Source organism: Propionivibrio pelophilus DSM 12018, from assembly GCF_059569095.1.
The window spans coordinates 63,789-80,310 of sequence record NZ_JCANUT010000010.1 but is presented as its reverse complement, the minus strand read 5'-3'; the positions used below and the strand labels follow the sequence as shown (position 1 = coordinate 80,310).

Below are 16,522 nucleotides of genomic sequence, written 5' to 3'. Positions count from 1 at the left end.
AGCAATGAAAATGCCAACGGCCTGATCCGCGAGTATCTCCCCAAAAGCACCGATCTGTCCGGTACATCACAGGATGAACTCAATGCCATTGCCTATCGCCTGAACGAGCGTCCTCGCCGCATCCTCGGCTATCAGACCCCCAGAGAGGTCTTCGCTAAACTGCTCGCGGATGAACAGCTTGACGCCTCAAACACCTGATGCCTACAGCATCAATTCTAGTGTTGCGCTTCAAACTTGACACCAGCCACTCTCGCGGCTACCGGCGCGAAATGACCGGTTGCTCGCATCATCCCTTCATGTGGTGGTGATGGCCGTGATGGAAGTGATGATGCTGGTGCCCGACCCCCTCCAGCGCCTGTTTCAGGCAGCGCTTGGCGTCTGCCGCGCATTTCCCGCATTCGCTGGCGACGCCCAGCATGTGCTTCAGATCCTTCAGCGAATGCGCGCCTTGTTCAGCCGCTTCGAGGATCTGCCGCTCGGTGACGGCTTTGCAGAGACACACATACATGGCGGTTACCGCGGCGAGCGCCGGCTCAGTCCTCCGCGCTACCCATGTGCGCCTGCAGATAGTTGGGCAGCGTGACACTCTCGATCAGACTCTGTTGCGTTTCGAGCCAATCGATCGCCTCTTCGCATTCTTCCAGTAGATCTTCAAGCAGATCACGGCTGACATAGTCCTGCTGCTCCTCGGCCAGCGCCACCGCCTCGACAAGTTGCGGCCGATGGATCTCGCGTTCGGCCTTGAGGTCGCAGACAAGACACTCGGCAGGATTTTCACCGATCATCAGCTTGCCGAGACTCTGCAGGTTGGGCAGACCTTCGAGGAACAAAACGCGTTCTATCAGCCTGTCCGCTTCCTTCATCACCCGGATCGACTGCTTGTACTGGTAGTCGTTGAGCTTCTCCAGCCCCCAGTTACGGAACATCCGCGCATGCAGGAAATACTGGTTGATCGCCGTCAGCTCATTCTTGAGCACCTTGTTCAGCGCATCGATGACTTTCTTGTCGCCTTTCATGGCTCGCTCCTCAGGCCGCCGGCGCAGCGCCGTCGATCTGGCTCTGCTTATAGTTCTGCAAACCGACCTGCTCAACGAGGCGCAACTGTTTTTCGAGGAAATAGGCGTGATCCATCTCCGTATCCTCAAGCTGGACGGTCAGCATATCCCGCGAGACGTAATCCTGTAACTTCTCACAGGCGGCGATGGCCTTCTTCAGGTTCCCCACGACGCGATACTCAACGTCGAGATCGGCCTTGAGCATTTCAACGACGTCCTTGCCGATCTTCAGCGCGTCCCGCTTGATCATATTCGGCACGCCTTCGAGAAACAGGATGCGCTGGATCAGTGCACGCGCATGCACACGCTCGTGGTCCGACTCGTGAAACGAGTGTTCCGCGAGCCGCTGGAAGCCCATGTCGGAATACATCTCGCCGTGAATCAGGTACTGATCGATGGCGGCCAATTCCCCGGCCAGCAGATCGTTCAGGATGTCGATGGTTTTCTTGTCGCCCTTCATGGTGTCGTCTCCGCAATGTTGGCCCCACGGTGCCGGAATTCTGGCTTTCGCCCTCGCGGATAGACTACCTGCGGTGATTCGAGTTCCGAGCGGCTGAATATGCGGTCGGAGACAATCGCTTCGGAGAGCGCTCACCAACGGCCACCGCGCTCGGCTCATGGTGTCGATTTTTTTTACAGCCGACTGGGTTCAAGGCCAACCATTTCCTCACAACACATTGATTTACAGAACCCTAAAGACACAGGTATAAAACTTGCTTAACCGATCCTGACTGCAGACCAACTGCAATAAAGGAGAAGAAATGAGCAAGAAAATTCAAAAGACCTTGGGGCTTGCTGGTGCCACCATCGCATTGGCGCTGACGGGTTCTGTAGCAGTCGCTGCGCCATTGCCGACTGGCTGGGCCTGTACGGGCAACTGCGGAACCAACACCGCCGCCGACGGTGTCGTGACACTGGCCCCTGGCTTCAGTTCCTACGAGTGGGTTTCAACCGCTGGCGGCCAAGTCGGCGCCGGCACGTTGCCCGTCGGAGCAACCGGGCAGGAAACCAACGGTTCTCTCGCGCAAACACCAACATTCACGGTGAGTTCGGGCGACAAGCTGAACTTCTACTTCAACTACATCACCTCGGACGGCGTTGAGTTCACCGAGTACGCCTGGGCGGGGCTATTCTTGGGCGCCAGCACCTTCGACTCCTTCCTGTTTACCGCAAGAACAACGACCTCCGGCGACACCGTGCCAGGCTTTGGACTGCCTGGACTCGCCACAGGAGTAACGCTGACACCGTCCTCAACAGAAATCATCGATGGCGGCCCGGCTTTCTCGCCGCTGGGATCGTACTCAGGTTCCTGCTATGGCGGCACCGGCCAGGGCTGCGGTTACACCGGCTGGATTCGCATGGAGTACGTCTTTGACACGGCAGGCACCTATTCACTTGGATTCGGTGTCACCAATGCGCTGGACCAGATTTACGACACGGCCTTTGCAATCGCCGGCGTGGCAATCAACGACGTGCCGATCAACGAAACGCCGGAGCCCGCGACACTGGCACTGCTCGGCTTCGGCCTGGCCGGACTCGGCGCACTGCGTCGTCGCAAGAACGTCTGAGGAGCCGCAAGGCTCGCTGGGAGGGGAGCGCGTGACGCTTCGCCCCCTGGAAAAACCCCGCCACGGAAACGCCGCGGGGTTTTTTGTCGCCCTCAGGAATCCGCTTCGATTTGCTCGGACAGGGAAAGCCAGGTCTCCTCGCACTCAGCCAATGCGTCGTTGACCGCCTGCAACTCCAGGCCGAGTTCGCCGATTTCCTGCGGTAGCAACGGCGCCGACAGCCGCATTTCCAGATCGGTACGCCGCGCCTCGAGGTCCGCCATGCGCTGCTCAGCCTTGGCCAAGCCCCGCTTCATCGCTTTCATCTGCGGCGTGATCTTCTTGTTCGCCGGCGCAGGAGCGACGACCGGGGCGGCGGCACGCTCTTCCGCCCGTTCTTCCTTCAGGCTGACCTTCAGTTCTTCCCGCACCCGCCGGGCCTCTTCGAGCAGGTAGCTCTGGTAGTCGTCGAGATCGCCGTCGAACGGTGCGACGCCGCCACGCGAGACCAGCCAGAACTCGTCGCACACCGAGCGCAGCAAGGCGCGGTCGTGACTGACGAGCATCAGTGTGCCTTCAAATTCGTTGAGTGCCACGGCCAGCGCCTCGCGCGTGGTCAGATCGAGGTGGTTGGTCGGTTCGTCAAGCAACAGCAGATTCGGGCGCTGCCAGACGAGCATGGCCAGAACAAGCCGCGCCTTTTCGCCGCCGCTCATCGTGCCGACTGGCTGCTTGACCATGTCGCCTGTGAAGTTGAACGAGCCGAGATAGTTGCGCAGATCCTGCTCGCGCCCCGATTCGCCTTCGGGCAACGCTTCCTTGGCCAGACGCACCATGTGTTCGAGCGGGTTGTCCTGCGGGCGCAGCACGTCGAGTTCCTGCTGGGCGAAGTAGCCGATCTGCAGCCCCTTGCCCTCGGTGACCGTGCCGTCGAGCGGCATCAGCTCGCGGGCAATGGTTTTCACCAGCGTCGACTTGCCCTGCCCGTTGGCGCCGAGGATGCCGATGCGCTGGCCGGCATTCACCGTACGTGTCGCCTTGCGCACGATCACCGTCGGCGGCGTACCGGGGGGCGCACCCTCCGGCGGCAGGTAGCCGCAGTCGGTGTCGCGCAGAACCAGCATCGGATTGGGCAGGTTGGCCGGCTCCTTGAATTCGAAGGTGAAGTCGGCACTGGTCAGCACCGGCGCGATCTTCTCCATGCGCTCCAACGCCTTGACCCGGCTCTGCGCCTGCTTGGCCTTGGTTGCCTTGGCCTTGAAACGGTCGATGAACTTCTGCAGGTGGGCGATCTTGTCCTGCTGTTTCGCGAAAGCGCTCTGCTGCAGTTCGATCTGTTGCGCCCGCGTTTCCTCGAAGGTGCTGTAGTTACCGCCGTAGCGCGTCAACTGGCCGCTGTCGATGTGCAGCGTGACGTTGGTTATCGCATCGAGAAATTCGCGGTCGTGGCTGATGACGAGCAGCGTGCCGGCGTAGCGTTTCAGCCAGGCTTCGAGCCAGACCAGTGCATCGAGGTCGAGGTGGTTGGTCGGTTCGTCGAGCAACAACAGGTCGGACGGGCACATCAGCGCCCGCGCCAGCTGCAGGCGCATCCGCCAACCGCCGGAAAAACTGTTGACCGGCTTGTCGAGTTCTGTTGTCTTGAAGCCGAGGCCGAGGATCAACGCCTGCGCCCGCGCTTCCGCATCGTGCGAACCGGCATCGTGCAGCACCATGTAGGCGTGCGCCATGCGCTCGCCGTCGCCCGAGGCCTCGGCCGCGGCGACTTCCTCCTGCGCCGTCGCCAGCGCCGAATCGCCGGCGACGACGAAGTCAGTCGCGCGTTGCGCCGTCTCGGGCATTTTCTGCGCGACCTGAGCGATGCGCCAGCCGGGCGGCATGGCGAATTCGCCGCCGTCCTCGTGCAAGGTGCCGTTGATCAGCGCGAACAGCGACGACTTGCCCGCCCCGTTGCGCCCGACCAGGCCGACCTTCTCACCGGGGTTGATGACAGCCGACGCGGCGTCGAGCAGCACCTTGGCGCCGCGACGCAGGTTGACGCCCTTGAGGACGATCATCTACTTGAAGACCACGGTCTTGTTGCCGTGCACCAGCACGCGGTCTTCCAGGTGGTAGCGCAGGCCGCGCGCGAGGACCGCCTTCTCGATGTCCTTGCCGTAGCGCACCATGTCGTCGACCGAGTCGGAGTGGTCGATGCGGATCACGTCCTGCTCGATGATCGGCCCCTGGTCAAGTTCGCTGGTCACGTAGTGGCAGGTCGCGCCGATCAGCTTGACGCCGCGCTGATAGGCCTGATGGTAGGGCTTGGCGCCGACGAAGCTGGGCAGGAAGGAGTGGTGGATGTTGAGAATCTGGCCGGGATAGTCCCGGCACATGTCCGGCGGGATGATCTGCATGTAGCGGGCGAGCACCATCGTGTCGCCCCGCACTTCCTCATACAGCCGGCGGATCTCGGCGTAGGCCGCTTCCTTGTTGTCCGCCGTCACCGGCACGTGATGGAACGGGATGCCGTGCCATTCGACGAAGCCGCGAAAGGTGTCGTGGTTCGAGATGATGCACGGAATCTCGATGTCCAGCTCCTTCGATTGCCAGCGCGCCAGCAGGTCATACAGGCAGTGTTCCTGCTTGCTGACCATGATGACGACGCGCTTCTTGACCGCCGAGTCGTTGATCTGCCATTGCATCTGCATTTCTTCGGCGATCGGCCGGAAACGCTCGCGGAACTCGGCGAGGTGGAACGGCAGCGAATCGGCCTTGATGTCGATGCGCATGAAGTACCGGCTAGCCCCGTTGTTGTTGTCCGAGTGATAGCGCGACTCAAGGATCCAGCCGTTGTGCTCGGCGATGAAGCCGGCGACGCGGGCGACGATGCCGACGCGGTCGGGACAGGAGGCCGAAAGGGTGTAGTAGCGTTGCGAATACATATAAAGGATCAGCCTTCGATACGGGCAAAGGCGCTGTCGATCTGCGCGCGGAGTTCGTCGTAGGTACGGGTCACCGGATACTGCGGGAACTCGCGGATGACGTTCTCCGGCGGATGGAAGAGGATGCCGGCGTGGGCTTCGGCGAGCATCTTGGTGTCGTTGTACGAATCGCCGGCGGCGACGACGGTGAAGTTCATTTCACGGAAGCGCTTGACGGCCTCGCGCTTCTGCTCCGGCATGCGCAGGTGGTAATCGACCACCACGCCGTTGGCGTCGGTTTCCAGGCTGTGGCAGAACAGCGTCGGCCAGGCCAGCTGGCGCATCAGCGGGTGAGCGAACTCGTAGAAGGTATCCGACAGGATGATCACTTCGTAGTCCTCGCGCAGTTTGTCGAGGAATTCGCGCGCGCCCGGCAACGGCCCCATCTCGCAGATGACCTTCTGGATGTCCGGCAGACCGAGCCTCTTCTCGGCCAGGATGTCCAGCCGGAACTTCATCAGCTTGTCGTAATCCGGCTCGTCGCGCGTCGTGCGGCGGAGTTCCGGAATGCCGGTGCGCTCGGAGAACGCGATCCAGATTTCGGGGACCAGCACGCCTTCAAGGTCGAGGCAGACGATTTTCACGGAATACTCCCAAAAGGTTGGCGAAAAAAACGGCGTATTTTACCAAAAGCCGCCTCCCCTCCGGAGAGTGAATCAACCCTGTTGCGATGGTCTCCGCGTCAGGCGCACAACGCAGCCAGAGGATGTTCCGGCAGACCCGACGCGACCCAGCCCCGCATGTCGGCAGGCAATGCGGCGAGCACGGCGCGCGCCTCGTCCTCGCGCTCGAAAGCGGCGAAGACGCACGCGCCGGAGCCAGTCATTCGCGCCTCGGCGAAACGCGACAGCCACTGCAGATGCCGGGCGATTTCCGGGAAGTGGGCGACGGCAACCGCCTGCAAATCATTGTCGCCGAATCCCGGCGTCCACGCCTCGGCACTGATCGCCGGCGTATCGCGCCGAAGTTCCGGCGCGCGGAAGATATCCACGGTGGGCACCTGTACCGGCGGTTCCAGCACGACGTACCATCCCGGCGGAACATCCACCGGCCGCAGTTCCTCGCCCACGCCCTCGGCGAACGCGTTCCGGCCGAAAACGAAGACCGGCACGTCGGCCCCCAGCGTCAGTCCGATCTCCTGCAGGCGCCGGCGCGGCAAGCCGAGCTGCCAGAGATGGTTGAGTGCCAGCAACACCGTCGCCGCGTCGGAACTGCCGCCGCCGAGACCACCGCCCATCGGCAGGCGTTTCTCGACGGTGATCTCGACGCCCCGGCGGCGACCGGTCTCGGCCTGCAGCAAACGCGCCGCGCGTACCGTCAGGTCGCTCTCGGGCGGCACGCCGGGCAGCGGCCGCGCCAGCGTCACCGCGCCGTCGTCGCGGGGAGAGAAGGCCAATTGGTCACCGTGTCCGACGAAGCGGAACAGCGTCTGCAGCAGGTGGTAGCCATCGGCCCGCCGGCCGACCACGTGCAAAAACAGGTTGAGTTTCGCCGGCGCCGGATAGGCGCTCGACCAGGTCCATTGCTCGGAAGAATTCATCGAGGAGGATTCCGTCACGGCAGGCGCGTCCATTCGTCGATCCGCAGACGCAATTCAAAAAACCCGATGCGCTCGGCGAACAGCCGGCCGGGCAGGGCATCCGGCGCATCGCTGTCGTACTCGTAATCGACCCGCCAGTCTTCATGACGCATGCTGGCCGGCCGGCCGAACGTATCGCGCTGCGCGACACTTTCCGGCGCGAGACGGCCGCGCACCCAGTCGGCCAGCAGGGAAAGCGGGAGGCGGTAACCGAGCACCTGCTCGGTCAGCGACTCGGTATCGGCGGCGACATAGGTCTTGCCGTCGTTGGTGGTCAGCGTGGCGCGCCGCGCGTCGGCGACGATTTCGGCGACGCCCTGCCCGAACGGCGACGAAAGCAGGACTTCATCGCTCCCGCCGGCGTGCTTCCAGCGCAACCGCCCGGAATGGTTCTGTTCATCCTGGCGCAGCGAGAAGCGCCCTTCGATGATGAAGTCGTCGAGCGCACTGCGGGAGAGAAGCGCGGTTTCAGGCGCCGACGTCGGCAACGCCGCACAACCGGCGAACAGCAACGCGGACACGACGATGACAACGCGGGACAGCGCCCGCTGGAAAAATGAACGCATGACGTCGATGTCAGGGAGAAAGGCGCCGGATCGTGCCGATCAACACCTCGTTGTTCGGGTGCTTTTTCTGCGCGTCAAGCAGCAGTCGGCGCGCGTCGTCCTGCCGCCCCAGCGCCCAGAGCACTTCGCCGAGATGCGCAGCGATCTCCGGATCCTCGCGCTTGGCGTAGGAACGCTCGAGATAGGTCAGCGCAGCGTCGAGATCGCCCTGGCGGAACAGCACCCAGCCCATGCTGTCGAGGATGAAACCGTCTTCAGGCGACAGCGCCAGCGCCTTTTCGATCAGCTGCCGTGCTTCCTGCAACCGCTCGCCGCGGTCGGCATAGGAATAGCCCAGCGCGTTGTATGCCTGAGAGCTGTCCGGACGCAGTTCGATCAGGCGACGCAACCGGGTCTCCATCACCTCCAGCCGATTCAGCCGCTCGGCCATCAGCGCGGTCTCGTACATCAGGTCAGGCTGTTCAGGCTGCTCGCCGAGCTTGCCCTCGAGGAGATCGAAGGCTTCCTGCAGGCGCCCGGCATCACGCAGCAGCGCCGCTTCGGCGACAGCCACCTGGACCTTCTCCTCGGGTTTATCGACTTTGGCGCTGCGGAGAACTTCGCGCCCGCCATCGAGATTTCCCTGATCAGCCAGGAGCCGGGCCCGACGAATCTGCGCCGTGAGGTAGTGCTCGCCGCCGACAACCTCACCGTAATACGTCAGCGCTTCGTCACGCCGTTGATCATCCTCGGCGATCTGCCCCAGGTAGTAGTAAGCCGGATTCTTGTCCTGCACGTTCAGCGTGACGAAATGCTTCAGCTGTTCCTCGGCCCGCGCCTTGTCGTTCTGCTGCAGCGCCAGGATCGCGACCGAATAGATGATTTCCGGCTTGTCCGGATACGCCTTGAGCAGCACGTCGAAATGCCGCCGCGCGTCGTCGTAGCGCCGCTCGCCGACCAGCGCCCGGGCCAGCAGGAATTGGGCATCGTGCGCGGCCGGGTTGCGCTCCACGAATCCTTCGAGGAAGGCAATGGCATCGACGGTCGATTCGCGCAACAGCAACTGCGCCCGGAAATACGCTGCCATTTCCCAGTCCGGCCGCAATTCCAGCGCTCGGGCAACTTCCTGCTTCGCCCGCGCGGTCATTCCCGCCGAACCCGCCGCCTGAGCCATGGCGTAGTGCGCTTCGGCAATACCGTCGAAGGGCCGGCAAACCATCTCGACCAGCCGGAATACGGCCTGTCGATCAGGAGAGCGAGCAAACATCCGGTTCAGGCCGAGCAGATTCCCGGCGAGGGCTTCCTCGTCGCTCGCCAGCATGCGCGCGATATGGGGCGCCACTTCGTCCAGCCGGTTGTCGAGGACCAGGATGCCGACCAGCATCCGCTGCGCCGGCTTCGACAGAGGAGCCACATCGAGCCAAAGACGGGTCATTTCCAGGGCCATCGCGATATGCCTGGCGGCAATCGCCACTTCGACCGCGCGTTCGATTACCTTCGGATCGCGTGTCCGCACCGCCAGACTGGCATAGGCCCGGCTCGCCAGCTCGACGTCGCCGCGCCGCAGCGCAATCTCGGCCAGCAAGACCTGATAGACGGTTTGCCCGAGCAGATCGTCATCGTCAGCTTCATCGGCCTGCTCAGCGTCTGTGGCAACCACCGGGGGCGCCGGTAACTTTCGCACGGCGACCGGCGCCTCCGCCGCCCCTGCCGGAACGCAAAAAAGGCCCGCCAGCAACGCGGCAAGGCAAAGAGTTCGTGGAATGGCTTTCATGGGTCGGAATGATACTCGGGCATGTCGGAGCCCATTAGAGTTATTTGCGCCATAATGGTTTTCCCCATGTTATGGACTTTTCCCGGGAGCAGCAAATGCCGGAACTGCCGGAGGTCGAAGTCAGCCGTCGCGGACTGCTGCCAGTCCTGCCAGGTCAACGCATCGTCCGTGCCGTGGCCAGGACACTGAAACTGTGGCACGAAATTCCGCCGGACCTGGCCGAACGTCTGGCCGGCGCACGTCTCATCGACATCCAGCGTCGCGGCAAATATCTTCTGTTCCTCATCGAAAGCGGTAAGCACACAGGGTATCTGATCGTTCACCTCGGCATGTCCGGCAGTCTGCGCCTCGTTCCCAACGAGACCCCACCGCAAAAGCACGACCACGTCGATCTGGTCTTTCCCCAGACCACGCTGCGCCTGCGCGACCCACGACGCTTCGGCGCCGTTTTGTGGCACGCAGGACCGCCGGAAGAGCACCCGCTCATCGCCGTCCTCGGCATCGAGCCCCTGGCCGCCGAGTTCGACGGCAACTGGCTTTACGCGGCCACTCGAAAGCGCACAACCCCGATAAAACCGCTGCTGATGGACAGCCACCTGATCGTCGGCATCGGCAACATCTACGCCTCGGAGAGTCTGTTCCGCGCGGGCATTGCCCCGAACCGACCCGCTGGATCTTTGGGACCGCAACGCTGCCGGCGGTTGGCTGCTGCCATCCAGGCCACCCTCGAAGACTCCATCGCCGCCGGCGGCAGCAGCGTGCGTGATTACGTGCACAGCGACGGTGGCGCCGGCAGCTTCCAAGTGGTGTGCGCGGTCTACGGACGCAAGGATGCACCCTGCCCCGTGTGCGGCACGCCGGTCCGCGCCGTTCGCCAGGCGGGACGTGCGACCTTTTACTGCCCGCGCTGCCAGCGGTGAGCACGCCCACCACTCGTCGCCGCAGCGTTTGATCGGCACAGGGGATGTGCTAGAGTCGCCGCCAGCGTATTCTAACGGGATGCTCCATGACGCTCGCCCAACAATTCGCCGCCTACAACGACTGGCGCAACTGTCTCTCGGATAACCTCGCCGGCTTCCGCCAATGGCTTTCGGATAACGACCTGTGCGACGCGCAAACCGACCTCCGTTTCGAACGCTTGCTTTCGAAGCTGCGTGAGGACCGTCTGCACGTCGCCTTCGTCGCCGAGTTTTCGCGCGGCAAGTCGGAGCTGATCAACGCCATCTTCTTCGCCTCGCACGGCACCCGCATGCTGCCCTCGACAGCCGGTCGCACCACGATGTGCCCGACCGAACTGATGTACGACCCGGCAAAGCCAGCGAACATCGAGCTGCTGCCGATCGAGACGCGCGAGACCGACACCAGCATCAGCGAATACAAGCGTTACCCCGACGAATGGACCTCGGTACCGCTCGACACCACCTCGCTGGAAGCGATGCAGGACGCCCTGCGCTCGGTCAGTGATGTGGTGCACGTTTCCCGGGCCAGGGCGGAAGAACTCGGCTTTACCAACGAAGCGGGGAACACCGGCACCGCAGCCAGCGACTCCGGCGACGTCGAGATTCCGCGCTGGCGCCACGCCGTGATCAACTACCCTCACCCCTTGCTGCAGCAGGGGCTGGTCATTCTCGACACGCCCGGGCTCAATGCGATCGGCGCCGAGCCGGAACTCACCCTGTCGCTGCTGCCCAACGCCCACGCCGTTCTGTTCATCCTGGCCGCTGACACCGGTGTCACCCAGTCCGACCTGGCGATCTGGAACGAACACATCGGCGGCGTGGCCGGACGCCGCCGGGGCCGGCTCGTGGTGTTGAACAAGATCGACGGCCAGTGGGATGAACTCAAGACCGAAGCGGAGATCGACGCCGAGATCGGCAAGCAGGTGGGCCGCTGCGCCACGATTCTCGGTTTGCCGGCCACGCAGATCTTCCCGGTTTCCGCGCAGAAGGGACTGGTCGCCCGGATCAACGAAGACGAGGCATTGCTGGAACGCAGCCGCCTTGCCGCTCTCGAAGCCGCACTCTCTCAGGAACTGATCCCGGCCAAGCAGGACATCGTCCAGGAAAACACCGACACCGAATTCACCAGCATCTTCAACCGCATGCACGGCCTGCTCGATTCGCGCCTCGCCGGATTGCGCGAACAGCTCGGCGAACTGACCGAACTGCGCGGCAAGAACAAGGGCGTCGTGGAATACATGATGGGCAAGGTCAAGGTCGAGAAGGAAGAATTCGAGACCGGGCTCCAGCGCTTCCACGCCGTGCGCAGCGTCTTCTCGCAACTGACCAACAAGCTCTTCGGCCATCTCGGCGTCGACGCGTTACGCGCGCTGACCGCCTCCACGCGGCGGACGATGCTCGACGCCACCTTCTCCCGCGCATTGTCGGAGGCCATGACGAAGTTTTTCACGGACTCCCGTCAAAGCCTGCGGAATTCGGAGGGCGAAATCGGCGAGATCCTCGAAATGGTCGATGCGATCCAGAAGCAGTTCGTCGTCGAGCACGGCCTCAAATTGAGCAATCCGACGCCTTTCTCGCTGAAGCGCTACCACAAGGGAATCGACCGGCTGGAACAGTGGTGCGATACGCACCTGAACACGGCATTCCAGCTGATGACGCGCCAGAAGCGCAGCGTGACGCAACGCTTCTTCGACGAAGTAGCGCATCAGGTACGCAAGATTTTCGAACAGGCCAACCGGGAAGCCGAAGCATGGATCAAAGCGCTGCTGGCCCCGATGGAAACGCAGATTCGCGAACACCAGATCCAGTTGAAGCGGCGGCTCGAAAGCATCAAGCGCATTCACCAGGCGACCGACACGCTCGAAGAACGCATCGGCGAGCTGCTGCATGTGGAAGAGCAACTGCTCGGTCAGATCAGCGCGCTGGAAGGCGCCGGACAAGCTGTCCGACGGGTGCTGCAGGACCGCCTTGGCGACGGCGCATTGCGCGACGCCGCCTGAGCAAGCCAAATGAAATCGCCGCCCCCGAAGGAGACGGCGCATTTCATCACAAGATAATCAGCCGGCGCGCTTGTTGCCGGTGAGCTTCTCGTATTTTGCCCAGAGCAGGTCGTTGTTCTCGGGATGCTCGGCATCCTTGGCGATGCAATCGACCGGGCAGACTTCGACGCACTGCGGCGTGTCGTAGTGGCCAACGCACTCGGTGCACTTGCCCGGATCGATCACGTAGATTTCGTCACCTTGCGAAATGGCGCCGTTCGGGCATTCCGGTTCGCAAACGTCGCAGTTGATGCACTCATCGCTAATAATCAAAGACATGGATTTTCCTTCAGGAACAATGTTGCTTAGTTGAGCTCGGCGACTTTCTGTTTCAGCCGCTCGCCGACAACGGGCTGGACGAACTTGCTCACATCGCCGCCAAGAATGGCGATTTCACGCACCATCGTCGCCGAAATGAACATGTATTTCTCGCTGGGGGTCAGGAACACGGTCTCGACATCCGGGTAAAGATTCCGGTTCATCCCGGCCATCTGGAATTCGAACTCGAAATCGGAGGCCGCGCGCAAACCGCGCAGGATGACCTTCGCGCCGCGCTGATGAAGGAAGTCCATCAGCAGGCCGTCGAAACTGCAGACTTCGACGTTGGCATAGCGGGCAAGAACCTCGCCGGCCATCTCGACCCGCTCCTCCAGCGTGAAGAACGGACGCTTGGCCCGGCTGGCGGCAATTGCCACGATTACGTTGTCGAACAGGCTCGCCGCCCGCCGCACCAGATCCTCGTGCCCGCGCGTCAGAGGATCGAAGGTCCCGGCATAGATCGCCAACCGCCTATTGAGTGCCATCAGGCTCTCCATTACGCATCAAATGATAAAAAACCTGCCCTGCGTTTCCGCTGCGAATCGTCCGCCAGGAGCCGCATGACTCAAGCGCCGACTCGGCCTCGACATACAACAGGCCATCGTCCTTCAGCAGCCCTGGCAACAACGGCACGATGCGGTCGATCCACCCCTTGTTGTACGGCGGATCGAGGAACACCACGTCGAAACGGGAACCTCTCTGAACGAGCGAGGACGCGAATTTTACCGCATCCGCCTGCGCAATCTCCACACGGCTTTCCGCACGGAGCAGCCGGGCGTTTTCGCGCAGCGAGGCAGCTACCCGGGCGGCTTGTTCGACCATCACCACGCGCGCCGCGCCGCGCGACGCCGCTTCGAAACCGAGCACGCCGCTGCCGGCGAACAGATCGAGGCACGCCAGGCCGTCGAGATCCTGTCCGAGCCAGTTGAAAAGGGTTTCCCGGACACGATCCGGCGTCGGGCGCAGCCCCTCGGCATCCGGGAAGCGCAGAACCCGCCGGCGCCACTCGCCGCCGATGATGCGAACAGTATTCATGGTTTATCGATTGCTGCCGGCAACGACCGTTACCAGATGCTCCGGGTGGACGTGGCGCAAGAACGCCGCGCGGACGTCTTCCGCCGTCACCTTCTCCACATTGGCAACGTAATTATCGAGATAGTCGAGCGGCAAGTCGTAGAAACCGATCACCGCGACGTGGTCGAGGATCTTGCGGTTGCTGTCGAGACGCAGCGGGAAACTGCCGGCGATGTTCTGCTTGGCCGCCAGAAGCTCGTCTTCGCTCGGTCCGTCGGCGAGAAATCCGCTCAGCACGTCGCGGGCGACAGACAACGCCTCGTCGGCCTGCTCCTTTTTCGTTTGCAGACCGATCTGGAACGGCCCCAACTGCACGAGCGGCATGAAGTAGCTGTAGACACTGTAGGCGAAACCGCGTTTCTCGCGCACCTCGCGCATCAGGCGCGACACGAAACCGCCGCCGCCCAGCGTGTAGTTGCCGACCTGCAGGGCGAAGAAATCGGGGTCGCCGCGCTTCAGCGCCGGCAGGCCGATCAGCACGTGCGCTTGCGCGGCCGGATGCTGCAGGCGCTGTTCGCCGCTTCTCGGTATCGGCAGGGGCTCGAAGACGGGCACCGCCCTTCCGCCGGGCAGGCCCGAGGTCAAGGCCTGCGCGATGCGCTCGGCTTCGGCACGGGTCAGGTCGCCCACCAGCGTCACGACCGCGCTGCTTGCACGATAATTCATCCGGTAGAACAGCTCCAGATCGTCACGCGTTATGGCCGCCAGCGATTCCGGCGTCGCGGCGCGCCCGTAGACATGCCCCGGGTACAGCGAGGCCCAGAAGGCGCGGCTGGCAATCACGTCCGGACGGGTCAGCGACTCTTTCAGGGCAGCGATCTTGCGTGCCCTTTCACGCTCGAGGATCTCTGCGGGAAAACGGGGCGACGACAACACGGCATGATAGACAGCCAGCGCGGCATCGCGCTTGTCCGCCGCCGACAGCGTGCGCAGGCTCACCGACGCGCGATCGAGCTCCACTCCGCCGGAAATCTGCGCGCCCACGTCGGCGAGTTTGTTGGCGATCTGCGTCTCATCCAGTTCCTCGGACCCCAGGTCAAGCAGCGTGTGCGCCAGCGACGCGACACCGCTCAGATCCGCGGGATCGCGCGCGCTCCCCGCAGGGAAATCGACCTGCACGTCGAGCATCGGCAACGCGTGGTTTTCAACGAAATAGACGCGCGCGCCCGACGGCGCAACCCAGTTTTCGATCTTCGGTCCGGCAAAGGCCGCTTGTCCGGCCCACAGGAAAAATACAGCCCACAACCAACGAAAGGAAATCATCGTTTTCATGCCCTGCTCGATCAATGACGGGACGGTCCGGCCGGACGCTGCGGCGACCCGGGAAGCGGTTGCGGGTCAAGCTCGGCGACGGTCAGCCGATCGTCGACGAGATACCTGGCCGCCACGGACTGGACCTGCGCGGCAGTGACGGCCTGCAGCTTTTCCAGCATGCGCTGGTCGGACGTATACGGGATGCCGACCGCCTCGAGTTGCCCGATCTCCATCGCCTGGGAAAATACCGAGTCGCGCTTGTAGACCTGTCCGGCGACCACCTGCGCCCGGGCCCGCGTAAGCTCCTCTTCGCCGACACCTTCGTTGACGACACGGGCAATCTCGGCACGGAAACCGGCTTCCAGTTCGGCACGCGCATGCCCCTCGCTCGGCGAGCCCTGGACGTAGAACAGGCCGGGGCCGCGCGCCGTGCCGTCGTAGCCGGCACCGGCCGAGACGGCCAGCCGCTGCTCGCGCACCAGGCTGCGGGAGAAACGCGCCGCCTCGTGGCCATCGAGAATCGCCGCCAGCATTTCCAGCGCGTACGGATCGACGTCGTTATCCACATCGCGCAGCACCGGCACCTTGTAGGCCATCGACACCACCGGCAGATCGGCCGGTGCCTTGACTGTCAGCCGACGGATGCCGGTCTGCGGCGGTTCCTGCTGCGGCTTGCGCTCCGGTACCGGGCGCGCTGCCAGCGGACCGTAGTATTTCTCGGCCAGCCGGAACACTTCCTGGTGATCGACATCTCCGACGACCACGACATAGGCGTTGTTCGGCACGTACCAGCGCTCGTACCAGGCGCGCGCATCCTCGACGGTCATGCTTTCCAGATCGCTCATCCAGCCGATCACCGGCACCCGGTACGGGTGCGCCTGGAAGGCCACCGCGCTCATCTGCTCGAACAGCCGGGCCTGCGGCTTGTCTTCCGTGCGCAACCGGCGTTCTTCCATGACCACCTTGATTTCCTGTTCGAAATCTTGCGGGGCGAGCGTGAGATGCCGCATCCGGTCGGCTTCGAGCTGCATCATCTGCTCGAGCTTCTGCTTCGGCACCTGCTGGAAATACGCCGTGTAGTCGCGGCTGGTGAACGCATTGTCACGCCCGCCCGCGGCGGCTACCAGGCGACTGAACTCGCCGGAGCCGATCGTCGGCGTGCCCTTGAACATCATGTGTTCGAGCAGGTGGGCAACACCGGTCGTGCCGTTCATCTCGTCCATGCTGCCGGCGCGATACCAGACCATATGGACGGCAGTCGGCGCACGCCGGTCCTCCTTGACGATGACCCGCAGGCCATTGATCAACTGATGCTCGTAGGGATTGGCCCACGTCGGCAGGGAGAATGAAAACGCCACGGCAGCGGCCAGGCGAATGAACAAGGATATATGACGCATAGGCAGAAACGGCTTCTG

The 16,522-nt window shown here is 63.0% G+C and carries 18 protein-coding genes; 4 read left to right on the top strand and 14 right to left on the bottom strand.

Translation table 11 applies throughout. The features are described 5' to 3' along the window. The coding region (locus BO74_RS06955; RefSeq protein ID WP_496441062.1) for a transposase at nucleotides 1-198 on the top strand (198 nt) is incomplete at its 5' end. Between the two features lie 88 nt (nucleotides 199-286). On the opposite strand, the gene BO74_RS06950 is transcribed toward BO74_RS06955, so the two are convergent. The 3 genes from BO74_RS06950 to bfr (BO74_RS06940) are packed head-to-tail and all read right to left on the bottom strand — an operon-like array spanning nucleotide 287 to nucleotide 1,515. Further along, nucleotides 287-508, bottom strand: a complete 222-nt coding sequence (locus BO74_RS06950) for a (2Fe-2S)-binding protein (protein WP_496441061.1) — start codon at nucleotides 506-508, stop codon at nucleotides 287-289. A gap of 25 nt (nucleotides 509-533) precedes the next feature. Further along, the gene (gene bfr, locus BO74_RS06945) at nucleotides 534-1,016 is read right to left on the bottom strand and encodes a bacterioferritin (protein ID WP_496441060.1); all 483 of its coding nucleotides are present in this window, start codon (nucleotides 1,014-1,016) and stop codon (nucleotides 534-536) included. Between the two features lie 10 nt (nucleotides 1,017-1,026). Next, nucleotides 1,027-1,515 carry a bacterioferritin gene (gene bfr, locus BO74_RS06940; RefSeq protein ID WP_496441059.1) on the bottom strand — a complete coding sequence of 163 codons (489 nt, stop codon included), beginning with the start codon at nucleotides 1,513-1,515 and terminating at the stop codon, nucleotides 1,027-1,029. 301 nt (nucleotides 1,516-1,816) lie between these two features. Here bfr (BO74_RS06940) and BO74_RS06935 point away from each other — a divergent pair, with 301 nt between their 5' ends. Continuing rightward, on the top strand, nucleotides 1,817-2,623 hold the full coding sequence (locus tag BO74_RS06935; protein WP_496441058.1) for an NF038132 family protein: 807 nt from the start codon (nucleotides 1,817-1,819) through the stop codon (nucleotides 2,621-2,623). 92 nt (nucleotides 2,624-2,715) lie between these two features. Here BO74_RS06935 and BO74_RS06930 read toward each other — a convergent pair whose 3' ends face one another. The 6 genes from BO74_RS06930 to BO74_RS06905 all read right to left on the bottom strand — a co-directional run bounded on the left by BO74_RS06930 (nucleotide 2,716) and on the right by BO74_RS06905 (nucleotide 9,349). Beyond that, nucleotides 2,716-4,659 (bottom strand): ABC-F family ATP-binding cassette domain-containing protein, encoded by a 1,944-nt coding sequence (locus tag BO74_RS06930; protein ID WP_496441057.1) that lies wholly within the window; start codon nucleotides 4,657-4,659, stop codon nucleotides 2,716-2,718. Beyond that, nucleotides 4,660-5,526 carry a formyltetrahydrofolate deformylase gene (gene purU, locus BO74_RS06925; protein ID WP_496441055.1) on the bottom strand — a complete coding sequence of 289 codons (867 nt, stop codon included), beginning with the start codon at nucleotides 5,524-5,526 and terminating at the stop codon, nucleotides 4,660-4,662. It abuts the gene before it with no gap. Nucleotides 5,527-5,534: 8 nt separating this feature from the next. Beyond that, nucleotides 5,535-6,149 (bottom strand): bifunctional phosphoserine phosphatase/homoserine phosphotransferase ThrH, encoded by a 615-nt coding sequence (gene thrH / locus BO74_RS06920; RefSeq protein ID WP_496441053.1) that lies wholly within the window; start codon nucleotides 6,147-6,149, stop codon nucleotides 5,535-5,537. Nucleotides 6,150-6,247: 98 nt separating this feature from the next. After that, the gene (ispE, locus tag BO74_RS06915; RefSeq protein ID WP_496441052.1) at nucleotides 6,248-7,138 is read right to left on the bottom strand and encodes a 4-(cytidine 5'-diphospho)-2-C-methyl-D-erythritol kinase; all 891 of its coding nucleotides are present in this window, start codon (nucleotides 7,136-7,138) and stop codon (nucleotides 6,248-6,250) included. Then, nucleotides 7,120-7,710 carry a lipoprotein insertase outer membrane protein LolB gene (lolB, locus tag BO74_RS06910; protein ID WP_496441051.1) on the bottom strand — a complete coding sequence of 197 codons (591 nt, stop codon included), beginning with the start codon at nucleotides 7,708-7,710 and terminating at the stop codon, nucleotides 7,120-7,122. Before lolB ends, ispE begins: the two co-directional genes overlap by 19 nt. Nucleotides 7,711-7,720: 10 nt before the next feature. Further along, on the bottom strand, nucleotides 7,721-9,349 hold the full coding sequence (locus BO74_RS06905; RefSeq protein ID WP_496441050.1) for a tetratricopeptide repeat protein: 1,629 nt from the start codon (nucleotides 9,347-9,349) through the stop codon (nucleotides 7,721-7,723). Between the two features lie 209 nt (nucleotides 9,350-9,558). Here BO74_RS06905 and mutM point away from each other — a divergent pair, with 209 nt between their 5' ends. Then, nucleotides 9,559-10,383: a bifunctional DNA-formamidopyrimidine glycosylase/DNA-(apurinic or apyrimidinic site) lyase gene (gene mutM / locus BO74_RS06900; protein ID WP_496441064.1), complete on the top strand. Its 825-nt coding sequence runs from the start codon at nucleotides 9,559-9,561 to the stop codon at nucleotides 10,381-10,383. 86 nt (nucleotides 10,384-10,469) lie between these two features. Next, nucleotides 10,470-12,422, top strand: a complete 1,953-nt coding sequence (locus BO74_RS06895) for a dynamin family protein (RefSeq protein ID WP_496441048.1) — start codon at nucleotides 10,470-10,472, stop codon at nucleotides 12,420-12,422. Between the two features lie 57 nt (nucleotides 12,423-12,479). Here the strand turns inward: BO74_RS06895 and BO74_RS06890 are convergent, their stop codons facing one another. The 5 genes from BO74_RS06890 to BO74_RS06870 are packed head-to-tail and all read right to left on the bottom strand — an operon-like array spanning nucleotide 12,480 to nucleotide 16,504. Then, the gene (locus BO74_RS06890; RefSeq protein WP_496441047.1) at nucleotides 12,480-12,740 is read right to left on the bottom strand and encodes a YfhL family 4Fe-4S dicluster ferredoxin; all 261 of its coding nucleotides are present in this window, start codon (nucleotides 12,738-12,740) and stop codon (nucleotides 12,480-12,482) included. Nucleotides 12,741-12,766: 26 nt separating this feature from the next. Then, nucleotides 12,767-13,264, bottom strand: a complete 498-nt coding sequence (gene coaD / locus BO74_RS06885) for a pantetheine-phosphate adenylyltransferase (protein ID WP_496441046.1) — start codon at nucleotides 13,262-13,264, stop codon at nucleotides 12,767-12,769. Then, nucleotides 13,251-13,814 (bottom strand): 16S rRNA (guanine(966)-N(2))-methyltransferase RsmD, encoded by a 564-nt coding sequence (rsmD, locus tag BO74_RS06880; protein ID WP_496441045.1) that lies wholly within the window; start codon nucleotides 13,812-13,814, stop codon nucleotides 13,251-13,253. Before rsmD ends, coaD begins: the two co-directional genes overlap by 14 nt. 3 nt (nucleotides 13,815-13,817) lie before the next feature. Further along, nucleotides 13,818-15,125: a M16 family metallopeptidase gene (locus BO74_RS06875; RefSeq protein WP_496441043.1), complete on the bottom strand. Its 1,308-nt coding sequence runs from the start codon at nucleotides 15,123-15,125 to the stop codon at nucleotides 13,818-13,820. An 11-nt stretch (nucleotides 15,126-15,136) separates the two neighbouring features. Further along, nucleotides 15,137-16,504: a M16 family metallopeptidase gene (locus BO74_RS06870; protein ID WP_496441042.1), complete on the bottom strand. Its 1,368-nt coding sequence runs from the start codon at nucleotides 16,502-16,504 to the stop codon at nucleotides 15,137-15,139. Nucleotides 16,505-16,522: the final 18 nt, after the last annotated feature.

Bases quoted from the DNA above. Each gene is read 5' to 3' on its own strand.
- BO74_RS06950 (WP_496441061.1), bottom strand. From the start codon at position 508: ATGTATGTGTGTCTCTGCAAAGCCGTCACCGAGCGGCAGATCCTCGAA.
- BO74_RS06890 (WP_496441047.1), bottom strand. From the start codon at position 12,740: ATGTCTTTGATTATTAGCGATGAGTGCATCAACTGCGACGTTTGCGAA.
- bfr (WP_496441060.1), bottom strand. From the start codon at position 1,016: ATGAAAGGCGACAAGAAAGTCATCGATGCGCTGAACAAGGTGCTCAAG.
- purU (WP_496441055.1), bottom strand. From the start codon at position 5,526: ATGTATTCGCAACGCTACTACACCCTTTCGGCCTCCTGTCCCGACCGC.
- BO74_RS06935 (WP_496441058.1), top strand. From the start codon at position 1,817: ATGAGCAAGAAAATTCAAAAGACCTTGGGGCTTGCTGGTGCCACCATC.
- BO74_RS06875 (WP_496441043.1), bottom strand. From the start codon at position 15,125: ATGAAAACGATGATTTCCTTTCGTTGGTTGTGGGCTGTATTTTTCCTG.
- rsmD (WP_496441045.1), bottom strand. From the start codon at position 13,814: ATGAATACTGTTCGCATCATCGGCGGCGAGTGGCGCCGGCGGGTTCTG.
- coaD (WP_496441046.1), bottom strand. From the start codon at position 13,264: ATGGCACTCAATAGGCGGTTGGCGATCTATGCCGGGACCTTCGATCCT.
- BO74_RS06895 (WP_496441048.1), top strand. From the start codon at position 10,470: ATGACGCTCGCCCAACAATTCGCCGCCTACAACGACTGGCGCAACTGT.
- BO74_RS06870 (WP_496441042.1), bottom strand. From the start codon at position 16,504: ATGCGTCATATATCCTTGTTCATTCGCCTGGCCGCTGCCGTGGCGTTT.
- bfr (WP_496441059.1), bottom strand. From the start codon at position 1,515: ATGAAGGGCGACAAGAAAACCATCGACATCCTGAACGATCTGCTGGCC.
- mutM (WP_496441064.1), top strand. From the start codon at position 9,559: ATGCCGGAACTGCCGGAGGTCGAAGTCAGCCGTCGCGGACTGCTGCCA.
- BO74_RS06930 (WP_496441057.1), bottom strand. From the start codon at position 4,659: ATGATCGTCCTCAAGGGCGTCAACCTGCGTCGCGGCGCCAAGGTGCTG.
- lolB (WP_496441051.1), bottom strand. From the start codon at position 7,710: ATGCGTTCATTTTTCCAGCGGGCGCTGTCCCGCGTTGTCATCGTCGTG.
- ispE (WP_496441052.1), bottom strand. From the start codon at position 7,138: ATGGACGCGCCTGCCGTGACGGAATCCTCCTCGATGAATTCTTCCGAG.